Source organism: Gluconobacter kanchanaburiensis NBRC 103587 (assembly GCF_007988905.1).
Classification (GTDB): domain Bacteria; phylum Pseudomonadota; class Alphaproteobacteria; order Acetobacterales; family Acetobacteraceae; genus Gluconobacter; species Gluconobacter kanchanaburiensis.
On sequence record NZ_BJVA01000002.1, the window covers coordinates 78,547 to 94,528 of the forward strand.

Consider the following 15,982-nt stretch of genomic DNA (forward strand, 5'->3'; position numbering starts at 1 on the left):
ACTTCCCGCCAGACATCATGTCTTCACACACCATCTTCAAAAGAAAGAGAGTTTCATGAGCGACACTTCCCTTACCCCGACGCCAGACGCCTCCGCCCCGACACCTGTTCTGACGGTCTGCGTGACCTGCCGTCGCGGCCTTTCCACGGCTGAACTTGGTGATGCCCCGACACCGGGACGCCAGTTTTTCAATGCACTGGCGGATGAAGCCGACGAGCTCGGAATTATGCTTCAGAGCGTGGAGTGCATGTCCCTGTGTGGTCAGGGAGGCACCGCCACGATTTCAACAACCGGCAAACGGACCCTCCTGCTGGGAAACCTCGGCATGGAAAAGATTGACGATTTCAAGGAGTGGCTCAAACTCTACAGCGCCTCGAAAACGGGCATGGTGCCGGCCTCCCGACGCGCTGCCAGCCTTTCGGACATGATCATTGCGCGACTTCCCCCCGATCTGACCACTGACAAAAAGTAAGGAACAATTTTGATGACGGAACCTGTCGTCCGCCGCCTCGACATTGCCAGTGCCCCGCTCTCGCGGCGGGAACTTCTGATCGGTGGCGGGCTTTTACTGGCGTTCGGCAGGTCCCGTCCGGCCCGAAGCGAGGTGATACCCAATCGTCCCAAGCGGGATCTGATCTCCGGCCCCACAATCTCCTTTGATGGGCTGATCCGTATCGCATCCGACGGAGTGGTCACATTCGTCGTCCCTAATATCGAGATGGGACAGGGCATCTACACAACCGAAGCGATGATGATCGCGGAAGAACTCGAGATCAGCCTGAATGACGTAAAAGTCGTAACAGCCCTGCCACAGGATGTGGACAGTACTTCCTCCGACATCCTCAGGACCCTCTCAACGGGTGGCTCCCGCTCCGTTCGCAAAAACTGGATCCCACTTCGGCAGGCGGCAGCATCTGCGCGCCTGATGTTGATTGCTGCGGCAGCGGAACGCTGGAAAGTGGATCCGGAGAACCTTGTTGCAGAAAAGGGCTTAATCCGGGACAGAACCAACACCCTTCACGCGTCCTACGGAGACCTTGCACAGGATGCTGGCCGCCAGCCTGTCCCCCGGGATATCCCCCTAAAACCTGCAAACCGCTGGACGCTGATCGGCCATCCGGTCCCACGCATCGACATTCCCGTAAAGGTTAACGGACAGGCCGTCTTCGGCATCGACGTCCACCTCGAAGGGATGCTCGTCGCGGCCGTCACAGGGCCGCCGCGCTGGGGGGCTACGGTCGTCACTGTCGACGGCCAGGCAGCAAAGACCATCCCCGGCGTCATCGACGTCGTCCACACCGCCACACATGTCGCCGTCATCGCAACACGTTATTGGACGGCTCGCAAAGGGCTCGCCGCGCTAAACATTCACTGGAACGAAAATAACGTTCCGGATGTCTCTTCCAGCGAGATCAGGGAGATGATCGAAAACGCTGCACAAACCGTGCCCGAGATCATTGCCCATGACGATCCCGGAACCGATGAAGCCCTGAAACGCGGACGAAGAGTTCAGAGCACTTATGATCTTCCGTTTCTTGCACATGCGCCAATGGAACCTCTCAACGCGACCGTCCATGTACGGTCCGATGGTTGCGACGTCTGGGTCGGAACACAGGTTCCAACCCGCGCACAACAGGTCGTCGCAAAAATCACCGGATTGCCCGAAGAAAAAATCGCCATCCATAACCACATGATAGGCGGCAGCTTTGGACGCCGGCTTTCGACAGACTTTCTGGAACAGGCAACCATGCTGGCCTCCGGGATCAATCGTCCGGTGAAATTCATCTGGAGCCGCGAAGAAGACTTCCGTCAGGACCTGTATCGCCCCGCCTATCACGACAGAATCGAAGCAGCTCTCGGCAACGATGGATTTCCTCTCGCCTGGCGCCATCAAATCACAGGACAATCCGTCGTCGACCGCTTCGCACCCGGTGGTCTGCCTCAGGGTAGTCTGGATGCTGACGCCGTCGCGGGTGCTGTGGACATTCCTTATAGCATACCCCATCGCCGGGTGGGGTGGGTCCGGGCCCGGACGCCCGTCCCTGTCGGATGGTGGCGGGGTGTAGGTCCGGCTCATAATGCCTATGTCGTTGAAAGCTTCATCGACGAACTTGCAGTGGCTGCCAACATTGATCCGATTGATTACAGACTGAAACTTCTGGCTCATAACCCACGGTCCGTTGCGGTTTTGCAACTTGCATCCGCTGAAAGCCACTGGACCATGCCGCTTCCCCGTTATTGTGGCCGTGGCATCGCATTGCATAACGCGTTTGGAACACATTGCGCAGTCATTACGGAAGTCAGCGCAGCACCAGGGGAAGCAATTTCAGTACGCCGTGTGACAGCAGTAATCGATTGTGGAGTGGCCGTTAACAGAGACGGTCTGAAAGCACAGATCGAAGGCGGAATCCTGTTCGGATTTTCGGCGGCGCTTTATGGACGCCTCAGCTTTGAGAACAGCATGCTGGAACAAAATAATTTTAATAGCTTCAATGCCATGCGCATAAATGGCACGCCCGAGATAAACACGCTCATCATTGATAGCCACGAAGATACAGGCGGTATCGGAGAAGTTGGGACAGCGGCAGCGTTTCCCTCTCTTGGTAACGCCCTTTTCAGCGCTACAGGTCAGAGACAGCGCTCCTACCCCTTCAGCCCCCATCCCGCAGCATGAGAGTTATCTTCTGTTGATCCAATAAATTTCAATCCGGGTTTCTGGAACCATTTAAGAGATTATTTCATGGCACGCGACGGCTCAAAAACCGGCGCTGCTTAAACGTGTTCGAAGCAATAATCTACAATATTTTCCATAAGATACGTCAAACAACATATATCAATATCAAAACGAAATCTTCAGAATGAATGACGTTGCACAAGCATTCTCCAGACCCATCAAGGAGCCGACATGGCCGTGATCTCTTCGCAAAAACTGCGTCTGTTTTGCGCCACCGCCCTCGTTGGCTGCGCCGTTGCACCCGCTTCGGACAGGGCTCTGGCAGCAGTGGTCCAGCCTCTTCCACAGACCGGAATGAAAAAAAAGCCGTCTGCTGATGCCAAAGTACAACCGCCAGAAAAGCGGCCCCAGATTGTTGGGGCGAGTGCAAAAACAACGTCCAATGCAAAGTCGATCGAAGCTGCGGCGGATGAATCAATTGTCGTGACATCTAGCCGTCGCGCGACAAGCGTTCAGAACGCTCCTACGAATATTACCGCGATCAGCGCGGAAACGATCAAGAACGAACGGCTGGATGATATCAAATCTCTCGGGGCGCTTTTACCAGGTGTAACGGTCGTCAATTCTGGGCCAAATGGCGCCGGCACCATCGTTATGCGTGGTATTTCCACAAGCGGAACGAGTACAAACGGCGTTTTTACGAACAATGCGGTTGGCGTCTACCTCGGCGAGGTGCCGATGTATCTTGATTTCATGCTTCTCGACATCAACCGGGTCGAGTCCTTGCAGGGGCCGCAGGGAACGCTGTTTGGCTTGGGCACCCTTGGCGGTACCATTCGGTATATGCCAAACCGCCCGAATACGGATAAATATTCGATATCGGTGCATGGTCGGGTTTTTGGTCAGTATCACTCTACCGCTCCTGGCGGCGATGAAGACGTAACCATCAACCTGCCGATCTGGAAAGACCATGTCGCGTTCCGTTCCGTGACAGGTTATTATGATGATCCGGGCTATATCGATTACAATTACGTTCTTAAACAGCCTGGTGTCTCCAACCCGCAGCCCGCCGGTCCCAACAGTTTCGGCACCTCGGCACAGCGGTCGGAAAATTTCAGCCGCCATAGTGGTGTAAACTTCAATCATACCCTGACGACACGTAACCAGCTTCTGCTGCGTTACAACGACGATCTCAAGATGTATCTGACATACGCCCATCAGCAGACCAAAACCGACGGCCGGTCTGCTACCGGCGCGGGCGTCATGAGCACGGGTAACTGGGATGGTCCGTGGCGATACCTGGAACCGGTTGACAGAACCGGCGATCTTTTCAGTGCGGAAGTGCACGCAAACCTCTTTCATATCGCGCAGTTCGTCAGCACCACGGCATTTACACATCAGGTCATCGACACGAAATACGATAATACGGATCTGCTGCTGGATCTGGATTATGGATATCAGGCTTTTCCGCAGTTTTCGTCATGGAACAAAACCCATGATGACTATCGACAGTTCAATCAGGAACTCCGACTTGTCTCCACCCATAAAGGTCCGTTCAGTTGGGTCGTCGGCGGCTTCTACAACAAATTCAACACGAACTCAGTCTATCGTGAGCATGTTCCCGGCTTCTCCGAATGGGGTGTCGCAAACGGCTTTGGCAACGTTTACCGCCCGGATGAACTGGAATATGCATCCCGCGTCGAAACCCAAACTGCAGAACGCGCCCTCTACAGTGAAGGCACCCTGCATCTGATGAAAGACCTCCAGATCACAGGAGGAATCCGGTATTTCGATTATGATGCTTCAGACAGCGGTGGCTCAGGCCTCCCTCTCTATCAGACATATCCGACAATCAAACTGTCGAACGCAGGTGGTGGAACCGGCTCCAATGGCATCGTCTGGAAAGCAAACGCATCCTACCGTTTCAACCCTCAACTCATGACGTATTTCACCTACAGCACTGGTTATCGTGTAGGTGGGTATAATCGTGTGGCCCCCTGTATTCTGCCTCTAAACACATCGGTACAGAATATCTGCGCCCTTTCCAATGAAATCAGCTATAAACCAGACAGAACCCGCAACATCGAACTGGGTTTCCGTGGGAACCTGTTCCATAATAGGTTCATCTTTTCAATCGATGGCTATCATATTGACTGGCTCAACGTGCAGGTCCCCAGCCAGACAGTTTATGGCGCGGTGGGTATTACCACCAATGGCGGGCGCGCCGTTTCGAACGGTTTTGAGTTCTCGGGCTCGCTCAGGATTACCCGCCATTTCAACCTGACGGCCAACTACGCCTATGTCGATGCGCATCTGACCGAGGGTGTGGCCAATCTGGTCAATGGTGTCGCCAACGCCTATGCGGGTGATCGTTTGCCAGGTTCCATGAAGAATTCCGGTGCCATCACCGCCACATACATTCTTCCGATTGATGACAAAAGCACGCTCAGATTTAACTGGATGGCGGCTTATTCCGGCTCGATCTACTCGACTGTAGGGCTTCGGGATTACGGAACGCGCATTCCAAGCTACGTTACACACCGGGCTTCCATTTCCTATCGTATCGGAAAATGGAGCACGTCGTTTTTCGTGAACAATATCTTCAATCAACGTGCCATTACGGCTGTAAGCCATCAGAGTAATACGCTTAATGCACAGGTGACAGGCGTGACAGAACGGTATTATGCGGAGAGCATCCTCCCCCCCCGTGTCATTGGTGCAGAAGTAACGGCAAATTTCTAGGAGGCCTTGTGTGACTTTTCCGGTTCCGACAATTCTGACTGAGTGGAAGTGACTATGCTCCAGTTCCCATCTTCCTGGACACAGTCAATAGCCCTGACCGCTGCTTTTCCACTCCTGCTTGCCGCCTGCGCCAGCCAGCCTTCCGCAGCCCCGCAGGAACATGCTCAGGTGGTTCCCGGTTTTGCGGATTTCATTGCCGTGGATGGCCAAACGGTCTGGCTCACGAACAGAGGCCGCGTGGAACACTGGTCCCGTAACGGCAAATTGGCACAGGTTCCCCTACATCATCCATGCGGTGGCATGTCGGTAGGGTTCGGTTCCCTATGGGTAGCGGACTGCGCCGACGGGGTTCTCAACCGGATCGATCTGAAAACCGCGACACTGTCGGCCGTTGTGAAAACCGGAATTGCAAATCCAGAGGGCGAAATGAACGTCGTCGTAGGCGACGGCTCTGTCTGGGTCGCAAGTAGCAGACAGGGCAAAATTACCCGTGTAGATCCGCGCGACAACAGTATCGCGGCCGTTATTCCAGTAGATGCCGATACCTTTTATCTTTCTTTCGGCCTGGGATCACTGTGGGCGACAACGCCCACGCTCAGAGAACTTCAGAAAATAGATCCTGCAACCAACACTGTGGTCCACAAAACTCCCCTTGGGGCCAATCCCGGATTTCTCGTAGCAGGAGAAGGCGCCGTGTGGGTGCAGGAACAGGGCGACGGCACTGTCGCGCGCATTGCCCCGGATACCGGAGACGTAACCGGCCGCGTAAAAATCTCCAAAACCCTGAAATACGGCGATATCGATGCCGGTGGCGGAAAAATCTGGCTGCGCACAACTACCGACCAGACGTATGTCGTCATCAACCCGTCCACGCTTGGCATTCTCGCACGTACGGGAAAACAGACTGGGAGCGGCGCTTTGCGTTATACCAGTGAGGGTGTGTGGACAACATCACACGACATTCACACACTCTCCTGGTGGTCTCCGGCATATAGACCCGCAAGTCTGAGTCAGTAGGCCAAGATCTAAGGGGCTCGTCAGTTCCCTCCGGCTACAGTGAGGACTAGACGGAGCCCGCTTCAGACGCTCAGTGAAAGCCACCGGCGGCGATCAGGATCTCTCCCGTAAGCCACCGGGCATCGTCAGAGGCAAGAAAAACGGCGATCGGTGCGATATCGGACACCTCGCCTACGCGTCTGAGAGGCGTCTGTGCGATGACAGCGCGTTCGCGTTCCGTCGGAATCATATTCGCTGTCTGGGTGCCTTCCGTTCTTGTCAGGCCCGGATTGATCGCATTGACACGGATCTGCCTTGGTCCAAGTTCTTTGGAGAACGATCCGGTTATCGCATCCACCGCTCCCTTTGTGCCAACATAGACCGCCGCATTGGGAGGGGTGACGTGGGAGCAGACCGAACTGATGTTGATGATACTGCTTCCCTCACCCAGATGGGGAACAGCAGCCTGGGTCACCTGAATCAGCCCCAGGACATTGACATTGAACTGCCGATGGAAATGTTCCTCGGTAATATCCTCAATAGGACCAAACTCGTAAATTCCGGAATTATTGACAACAATATCCAATCGTCCAAACGCTTCGACAGCCGCGGAAACAAGAGTCACCGCGCTTTCCTTCCGTGACACATCACCCTGCACAGCCAGGGCGTTACCTCCTGCTTCGACGATAGAGTTTACAACAACGGCCGCCTCCTCTGCACTTGCAGCGTAATTGACAATGACCGCTGCCCCTTCCGCCGCAAGGGCTCTGGCGATCCCTGCCCCGATCCCTTTTGACGCGCCTGTAACAATCGCCACTTTTCCCGAAAGCTTGCCCATCACCAATCCTGCTCGCAATGCGTCGTGCCTGTGCATCGTATTCAATGCGGCAGCAGCGTAGCAGATAGGCGTGAGTGAGGCGCGCCCTTTATTCCGAAAAAAGAACGACATTACTCCAGAGTGCCGCTCCTGTGCTGCCACGTCGGTGAAAGCAGGGAGCCTCAGTGCGGTCAGCCGTAAATGATCATGCCACCATTGACGTGCAACGTCTGTCCCGTCACGAGGAAGGAGGCTGATGTTTTCCAAGGAAGCGTCGCAATCCTGTTCAACATCCGAAACCGGCAAGTGTTGCGTCACGATCCTAACAGATGACTGATAACGGCCTTCCCAAGCCACTCAGGGAGTAATCCGCAACCTACTGGCCCTGACAATCGGACTAAAACGCATGTTTGCTAAGACACAGTTTGTGATCCCAGCAATTAGTTTTGAAACCGTTCTCGTAAGCCAGAGGGTTTCAGGTATGGTCAGAGTGAGCTGGGACGGTATTGTTCGCCGTAAAGTCTACGGGCTTGAAATCCTTGCAGATGGATCCACAGACCATCAGATTGTCGAGCGACTGATACTCGATCTCGACTATCCCCAAGAACTGGTTCGTCCGCGCTCCACGCCGCCCGCAATGATTATCAAACGGTGTCGTATAAATGGGCATATTATAACGCACTGTCTGCATGTAGAGGGTGCGAAATGGGGTTTTTTCAGAACTCTCCACCTTCAATTTGCACGCTATAACCCTGCAAACACGAGCCAAACGCATCAACCAACGGTTCTTCGGTCCCTCCAGATGTCAACCGCCAGACACCTCCATCTCTTCACCATCATGCCGTCATCAAACCCTGAATTTATCACCTCATGAAAGTAACGCGTGTTACAGTAGGATGGAATTTGCGCAGGGTCCGATATGTCTTTCTTCCGCTTCGCTGTCATCTCATCTTTCGGGATTATTGCTGTCTCAGCCCTCTTTCCCGTTTCTGACAGCCGCGCGGAAGGGAATTCTCCTTCCCCTCTCACCTTTCAAAGAACGTCTCTCGATGCCACAGGCGAACATCCAGCCATCTGCCTGCATTTCGACCGGAACCTGAACGCCCGGGACGCCTCCACGCTCGCTCATTTCGTTCATCTCCATCCGGCCATTCCCTACACGCCGCGCATCCAGGGCAGCTTGTTCTGTCTGGATGATCTTGCCTTCGCGCAGGCCTATCGTGTGACGGTAGACCCCTCCTTTGCCTCGGCCGACGGTCGCCATCTCGTCTCGCCCCTGCTTCTGAATGCACGCTTCGGGCGACGCGATTCAAATGTGGCTCTCAGTGGTGACGGCTTCATCATACCGGGCCGGACATCCGAACGTGCCACCCCTCTGGCCATCGAGAGCGTCAACGTTACGAGTGTCCGGGTGCGTGTCTTCCGCGTAGCGCCACCCCGGCAGGGCTCAGGTGTCACGACAGTCGACAGCAATGCCCTCAATCTCAGCCAGACGCGCTTTCAGCCCTGGACGTTCCGGCACCTGCTGGACACAAGCATGCGCGAAATCTGGCACGGTACGATGGCCATCGACAGTGCTCCCGACCGAACGGTCACGACAGGCTTTCCGCTGGCGGATACCATCGGCGCGGGCCGCTCAGGACTTTATCTCGTCACTGTGGAAGACGCGGCACTTCCCCGCAACAAAAGCCCCGTCGAAACCGCTCTCGGCAAAGGCGAAGACGATTTTTCACTCCTGCAGGACAGGTCTATCTCCGCTCACTGGGTCAATCTCAGCGATCTTGGCCTGACAATGCTCCGGGGCGAAGACGGCCTGACCATCAGTACACGCTCATTGATGACCGGTCAGCCCACGCAGGGCATCACCCTGACGGTGCAGGCGCGTGACGGCGGCATTCTGGGAACCACCACGACCGACGCCAGCGGACTTGGCCGTTTCAGTGCCTCCCTGCTGCGCGGGACCCGGGCCGACCGTCCCGCGATCCTGCTGGCCGAAAAAGGCGACGATTTCGGATTTCTGCGCCTTGATCGACAGTGGTTCGACTTCTCCGAACATCATGTCGAGGGAACGGACGACGAAACGCCCGCAGGTAATCGCGCCCTTGTGCAGCCCGACCGCGGCATTTACCGCTCTGGCGAAACCGTCCATCTTCTTGCCCTGCTGCGGGACCACGCGGGCAGAGCCCTCCCCAATATACGCCCGACGCTGGTCCTACGCCGTCCTGACATGATGGAAGAGCGCCGCATTCTTCTGTCCGATGGTGCTGATGGAGGGTATGCGGTCGCGCTGCCGTTGAGCGCAAGCGCTCCCACGGGTCTATGGCGCGCGGAGATCCTGCTTGACCCTTCGCTTCCACCTGTCGGTTCCGCGCGGTTTGCCGTGCAGGATTTCGTTCCCCCCATGATCGAGGCCAGCTTCAGGGCGCCCGCTTTCGCAACGGCAGGCCAGGATGTGGTGATCGACGCTTCGGCCCGCTTCCTGTATGGCGCGCCCGGCACGGGCCTCAAAAGCGACAGTTCCTATCGTATTGTGCCCGCCACAGATCCTGTTCCCGGATACAAAGGCTGGGCGTTCGGGTTCGAGAACGAGGATATCCCGACAGGCGGCGGCGATATCAGTGCGGCGCCGACCGATCATGACGGGCATACGCGGCTCGCATTCACGCCGGACATTCCCCAGGGCCTTACCCGGCCTCTGGCCATCGATATCCGCGCCGGATTTCTGGATCCCATGGGACGTCGTGTCGGCGAAAAGCTGACTGTGCCTGTTCGCCGCACCGCTCCCCTGATTGGCCTGCATATGGCGGCGGACGCCTCTGCAAGCACCGGAAGCGCCGCCGTTCCAATTGATCTCGCGGGATTCACCCCGAACAACACACCTTTCGCCCGCGCCAAAATTCACTGGACGCTTTCACGCGTCAATCAGATCTATAACTGGTCCCATACCGCCGATAACGGCTGGACCTTCAGCAGCCACACGGTGGACGTCCCGATGCGGTCGGGGGATGTGACCACCAGTCCTCAGGGCACGGCGCGCATCGCGCCCGTTCTGGACTGGGGCGAATATCGCCTCAGTGTCACGCCATCTGACAATGACGGCGCCATCGGGAGTTCGCTGCATTTTCAGGTGGGCTGGGGCAGCAGCGGCAATGCCAGTGCTCCGGACCGTCTGCCCCTCAGCGTCCGCGATCCCCATCTTGCGCCCGGAGCCAGCACCGTCATCCATATTGGCGCCGGTTTCGCGGGACAGGCGCAGGTCACGATTGCAACGGACCGCGTGCTGAATACCCGCATCGTGGACGTGCCGAAAGACGGACTGGATGTCCCGGTGACCGCCAGGCCGGACTGGCATTCCGGGGCCTATGCGCTGGTCACGCTCTATCGCCCGCTGAACGGCCCCTCCGGCCTGCGCCCACATGATCCTGTCCGTGCGGTCGGCGTGGCGTGGATCGGTATCGACCAGAGCGCGCACCGGCTGGACGTAGCGCTCGACGCGCCCGCCACGATGGTTCCGCGCCATCGGATCACCGTCCCCGTCACGGTCCATGCCAGAAACGGCCTGCCGGTCAGCCATGTGCATGTCGCGGTATCGGCCGTGGATCAGGGCATTCTCAATCTCACCCATTTCAGGCCGCTGGACCTGTTCGACCACCTGTATGGCCGTTCCCGTCTCGGACTGGACATGCTGGATAATTACGGCTCGCTCCTGCTGAGCGACGCAAAAACCGGGGCCATCCGCTTCGGCGGCGACGGCGCAGGGGAAAGCGGCGGGGCGGACGGCCCACCCATCCGGACGACAGAAAGTGTAGCGCTCTTTGACGGACCCGTTACGCTCGATGCCGCCGGGCGGGGGAGTGTCTCGTTCGACGTGCCGGATTTTGACGGACAACTCCATCTGATGGCAGCGGCCTGGAGCGAAGATGCCGTCGGTAACACACAGCGCGACATCACAACGCGGGACCCGGTTTTCCCGGATCTTGGTCTGCCGCGCTTTCTTGCACCCGGTGACAGCGCACAGGCCCAGGTTTCAATCGTGAATGTCACCGCTCCCGCAGGGCGTTATGACGTGGACGTCACGACAGATGGACCATTGCACGTCGTGGGGCCGGCCAGGGTGAATGCCACCGTCCGGACCGGAAGCCGCGTCGATCTGCGCATCGGACTGGCCGCGGCCGCAGGACTGCCGCAGCGCACCGCGATAGGTCATGTTCATCTCACCCTGCATCGACCGGGATCGTCCGTCCCCCTTCTGACAAGAAGCTGGCCCATCGGCATCCGGATGGCGCATATCCCCGTCACCGCCAGTCAGACGGCCCTGCTCCAGCCAGGCGCCACGAAGATCTGGGACCGGGCGGGACTTGCGGGTTTCGACCCGATGAACACACGGATCACACTGGGTATTTCTGCATCGGGTGGCATCGACACCGTAGGGCTGATGCAGTCCCTGCAAGCCAGCGTCTGGGGGGATTCAGACACGCTCGCCGCACAGGCCCGTGCCCTGCTGCAAATGCCTGCTCACACTCCGGACGGGGAGCCGGGCAGAAATGTCCGAAGCGTCATCGACATGCTTTTCGATCGCCAGAACCCATCCGGCGAAATCGGCCAGTGGGAACGCTCCGATGGCCGCAGCCTTCCCGACGATCTGGACTACATCGCCGATTTCCTGACCCGCGCCAAAGCGGCCGGATATAAGGTGCCGGACGATCGCTTCGGCCTCCTGCTGGATTATATCGAGAGCGGGCAGATGCAGTCCGGCTCCTCCTATGACGACGATCCCGGCAGCGACAGGGAAGCGGCGAAGCTGAACACGCGCGCCTATGCTGCTTATGTACTGGCACGTGCAGGACGGCTCCATCCGGAAGGCGTCCGAAATCTCGCAGCCCTGCTGGTCTCCAGACAGGACGGCGGGCATGTCAGCTATGTCTGGGCGGGAACGGCGGGGTCCAGCGCGCAGGCCCCTCCGATGGCGCTGGGCCATCTCGCGGTCGCACTCGCGCTCGATGACGCTCAGGACGATGGAAGTGCCACTTCCCCGGGGGCACTGTTTGATGCTGCGGTTGCAGCCCTGGGACCGGCTCGCACCGGAAAGCCCGGCCTTCTGGACTATGGATACTGGACCTATGTCCGCGACCTTGCAGGCCTTGCGGCGCTGACGGCGGAAGCGGGGGACGACCGCCGCACCCGCCTGCTCATAGACCGTTTCGGTCAGCTCACGCTCGCTCCCGACGCCCTGCTGGACGCCAGCAAAACAGCCCTTCTGGAAGCCGCAGGCGCCATGAACGCCGATACGGAAGGCCGGGCGGTCAGGATACAGGGGCATCCTGATCCCAGACCGCTTCATCTGCCCCTCGTCTATCCCGTCACGCCTGCCACGCTTGAAAAAAATGTGCGCGTCGAAAACACAGGCCGGAAATCCCTGTTCAGCACATTGACTGTCTCCGGCGAACCGGCGGGGAATGTCGGCCCTCTGTCCAACGGACTGACCCTCGACATGCAGGGATACACCCTGAGCGGCACCCCCTTCGATCTGACGCATATGAAACAGAACGACCGCTTCATCGTCAGTCTTCAGGGCAAGGCTCTCAATCCGGGAAGGTATACGGTGGGTATCACCAGTCTGCTCCCGGCAGGATGGGAAATCGAGAGTATTGTGTCCCCAGACGATGCGGCCGGAGCACAACGTTTCGGACGGGACGATGAGGACGACCGCACGAAACCGCCCTATGCATTTCTGGGTGTCCTGAGCCAGACAGAACATACAGCCGCGATGGACGACAGGTTCAGCGCGGTCGTGAATTTCAACATGGCCACGCCCAATCCGGCAGAGCGAGGCTTTCATGTCGCCTATGTCGTCCGGGCCATCTCGGCGGGTCATTTTGCACTGCCCGAAGCCGTCGTCAGCGGGCGTTATCGTCCGGGTCTCATGGGTCGCACCGCTGCGGGAACGGTCGAGATCGCAGCTCCGTGACAGCAGACGAGCACCCTGCCGAAAAAGCGGAGAGCAGGCCAGCACGAGCCTCTCTTCGGGCGGCGCGTCTGGCCTGTCTCCTAGCCGCTATCGTGATCGGTGCCCTGTTTGTGATCGATCGTCTCAGCCCGCCGGACCTGCATCGCGCACAACAGGCAGCCCTTCTGGTTCAGGCCCGTGACCATACACTGCTCGACGGTCATACGGCCTCTGATGGCCTCTGGCGTCTGCCCGTTCAGGCATCCCATGTAGACCCGGCCTATCTTCAACTTCTCATGACAACGGAAGACCGCCGTTTCGATGATTATCCGGGCGTAGACCCGGAAGCACTCGCACGCGCATCCTGGCAACTGGCACGACGGGGGCATATCGTTTCCGGCGGTTCGACACTGGCCATGCAGACGGCCCGTCTCCTTGCGCCCCATCCTCATACATGGTCCGGAAAACTGCGCGACATACTCCGCGCTCTTCAGCTTGAATGGCATTTCGGACGGTCCGGGGTTCTGGACCTGTACCTGACCCTCGCCCCGGAAGGCGGCAATATCGAGGGTATACGAACGGCATCCCTTCTCTATTTCGGACACGAGCCGGATCACCTCACCTCCGCCGAAGCCGCCATTCTCGTAACACTTCCCCGGCGTCCTGCTGCCTTTCGTCCAGACATGCATCCCGATGCCCTGAAGGCAGCGGCGTTACGCACCCTGCGCCGGGCCTCTCTCGCGGTCCCTGCAGACACATGGCCCAGTAACGCATGGTCGGCTCCGACAAGCCACGGCGTCCCCCACGAAGCCCCCGAACTGACCGGACATTTTCTGAGTGCAGGGCGCGGAGGAGTCGTTCTCACAACGCTCGACGCATCGTTGCAACGGAGTGTCCGGCACGTTCTCGCCAGCCAGGCAGCGCCTTTGCGCGGCACCTTCGCGGCTCTGGTAGCGGACCATGAACGACGCATCATTGCCTGGGTTGGCGGCGCTGAACACATGGCTCCGGGAAACGCGATTGATGCCGTCCTGACAGCCCGCTCGCCCGGCTCCGCCCTCAAGCCCTTTGTGTATGGCATGGCGTTCGAGAAAGGCTGGATGACTCCCCGCACCCGGCTGAACGACAGTCGCCTCGCCATCGGAGGGTATGCGCCGCTGGACTTCGACCATACGTTTCGGGGCGAAACCACTGTGAGCGAAGCACTCCAGCTTTCCCTGAACGTTCCGGCCATTCAGGCGCTGAATCTGGTGGGACCAACCCGTTTCATGGAGCGCCTGTCCAACAGTGGAGCGCGCCTGCATCTACCGAAAAATCCTGATGGTACTCAGAATGCTCCCAGTCTGGCCATCGTTCTGGGCGGTGTCGGAATATCACTTCATGATCTGACAATGCTTTATGCAGCGCTCGACCATGATGGGCGTGTCGCCCCGCTACGCATCGAATTGACGGAACCGGGAACGGAAAATGCCGCTTCCGGAACGCAGCTTCTGTCTGTTCGGGCGAACGCTGATATCCGTACAATCCTGCGTGGTACGGCCCCTCCGGCAGGCGTGGCCTCATGGGATCGCGTCGCATTCAAGACAGGAACCTCCTATGGAAACCGCGATGGATGGGCGATGGCCTCCACTCCGCAGGCCACCATCGGGATCTGGGCAGGCAGGCCGGACGGCACAGCCTCCCCCGGTCTGACAGGACGCGACACAGCAGCGCCCTTGCTGGCGGATGTCCTCTCGCTTCTTCATCCAGACACGGCCCCAGAAACCACTCCGATGAGTGCTCACCATGCGGGTGCAATCTTGTCCCCTGCGCTCCAGACCCTGTCGCGCGGAAAAATGCCCCAGATTATCTTCCCGCATGATCACGCCGATATCGAAAGCCGCTCCCCGGATGGCGGGATGCTTCCCATTGGTCTGGAAGCATCCGGCGGCCAGCCCCCCTATCGCTGGTTCGTTAACGGCATGCCGCTGACACTGCCACCCGGTGCGCAGCCGTTCTGGACGCCGGATGGAACAGGATTTGTCCATATTGCACTGGCGGATGCGGGGAATGGACATGCGGCCGTAGATATCCGCGTGCGCTGAAAATATGGGGGAAGCGGATGATCCCCCAATGCTTTCAGTAAGATGACGTACCGGCTGTTCCCTTAACGATTGCAATTCCGGAGCTGGTGCCCAGGCGGGTGGCACCAGCGGCGACCATCGCGTCCGCAGCAGCCCTGTCCCGCACGCCGCCGGAGGCCTTGACGCCCATATCCGGGCCTACCGTCTCCCGCATGAGCTGAACGTCCGCGACCGTTGCGCCGCCTTTGGAGAAGCCGGTGGACGTCTTGACGAAGGCCACGCCGATATTCTGACAGATCCGGCACGCGGCAGTTTTCTCCTCCTGCGACAGAAGGGCCGTTTCAAGAATAACCTTGAGCGGGACGTTGCCGCAGGCCTCGAAAACCTTGCGGATATCGTCTTCGACCGCGCCCAGATCGCCGTCCTTCAGCCAGCCGATATTCAGCACCATGTCGATTTCGCGGGCGCCCTGCGCGATGGCCTGCCGCGCTTCGAAAGCCTTGGCGTCGGGAAGCATCGCGCCCAGCGGGAAACCAACGACGGCGCACAGAACCACCGAGGAATTCTGAAGCAGACGTGCACAGAGGGGGACACGGCCTGAATTGACGCACACGGAATGGAACCCGAATTTCCGGGCGTCCTCGCAGAGGCTTTCAATCTGCGCGCGCGTCGCATCGGGCGCGAGCAGCGTGTGATCGATCAGTGTAGCGTAGGAGGAAGCGGTCATTGTTGTCATGGTCATT

9 protein-coding genes are annotated in these 15,982 nt (G+C 58.5%); 6 read left to right on the top strand and 3 right to left on the bottom strand.

What is annotated here, in order from left to right; all coding sequences use genetic code 11:
- The first annotated feature begins 55 nt into the window (after window positions 1-55).
- The 4 genes from GKA01_RS02085 (at window position 56) to GKA01_RS02100 (ending at window position 6,433) form a co-directional block, all read left to right on the top strand.
- Window positions 56-472 (top strand): DUF1636 family protein, encoded by a 417-nt coding sequence (locus GKA01_RS02085; protein WP_146858754.1) that lies wholly within the window; start codon window positions 56-58, stop codon window positions 470-472.
- A gap of 12 nt (window positions 473-484) precedes the next feature.
- Window positions 485-2,674, top strand: coding sequence for a xanthine dehydrogenase family protein molybdopterin-binding subunit (locus GKA01_RS02090; RefSeq protein ID WP_146858756.1), 2,190 nt, complete (start codon window positions 485-487; stop codon window positions 2,672-2,674).
- Between the two features lie 231 nt (window positions 2,675-2,905).
- Window positions 2,906-5,416: a TonB-dependent receptor gene (locus tag GKA01_RS02095; protein WP_146858758.1), complete on the top strand. Its 2,511-nt coding sequence runs from the start codon at window positions 2,906-2,908 to the stop codon at window positions 5,414-5,416.
- Between the two features lie 54 nt (window positions 5,417-5,470).
- Window positions 5,471-6,433: a Vgb family protein gene (locus GKA01_RS02100; protein ID WP_146858760.1), complete on the top strand. Its 963-nt coding sequence runs from the start codon at window positions 5,471-5,473 to the stop codon at window positions 6,431-6,433.
- A 70-nt stretch (window positions 6,434-6,503) separates the two neighbouring features.
- Here GKA01_RS02100 and GKA01_RS02105 read toward each other — a convergent pair whose 3' ends face one another.
- On the bottom strand, window positions 6,504-7,586 hold the full coding sequence (locus tag GKA01_RS02105) for a glucose 1-dehydrogenase (RefSeq protein WP_244289154.1): 1,083 nt from the start codon (window positions 7,584-7,586) through the stop codon (window positions 6,504-6,506).
- Between the two features lie 118 nt (window positions 7,587-7,704).
- On the bottom strand, window positions 7,705-7,899 hold the full coding sequence (locus GKA01_RS02110; RefSeq protein WP_146858764.1) for a hypothetical protein: 195 nt from the start codon (window positions 7,897-7,899) through the stop codon (window positions 7,705-7,707).
- A gap of 249 nt (window positions 7,900-8,148) precedes the next feature.
- Between GKA01_RS02110 and GKA01_RS02115 the strand changes: the two genes are divergently transcribed.
- Window positions 8,149-13,197 (top strand): alpha-2-macroglobulin family protein, encoded by a 5,049-nt coding sequence (locus GKA01_RS02115; protein ID WP_146858766.1) that lies wholly within the window; start codon window positions 8,149-8,151, stop codon window positions 13,195-13,197.
- The gene (gene pbpC, locus GKA01_RS02120; RefSeq protein ID WP_146858768.1) at window positions 13,194-15,260 is read left to right on the top strand and encodes a penicillin-binding protein 1C; all 2,067 of its coding nucleotides are present in this window, start codon (window positions 13,194-13,196) and stop codon (window positions 15,258-15,260) included. The genes GKA01_RS02115 and pbpC overlap by 4 nt, the downstream gene beginning before the upstream one ends.
- A gap of 34 nt (window positions 15,261-15,294) precedes the next feature.
- Here pbpC and deoC read toward each other — a convergent pair whose 3' ends face one another.
- Window positions 15,295-15,981 carry a deoxyribose-phosphate aldolase gene (gene deoC, locus GKA01_RS02125; protein WP_208653386.1) on the bottom strand — a complete coding sequence of 229 codons (687 nt, stop codon included), beginning with the start codon at window positions 15,979-15,981 and terminating at the stop codon, window positions 15,295-15,297.
- Between the last annotated feature and the right edge of the window lies 1 nt (window position 15,982).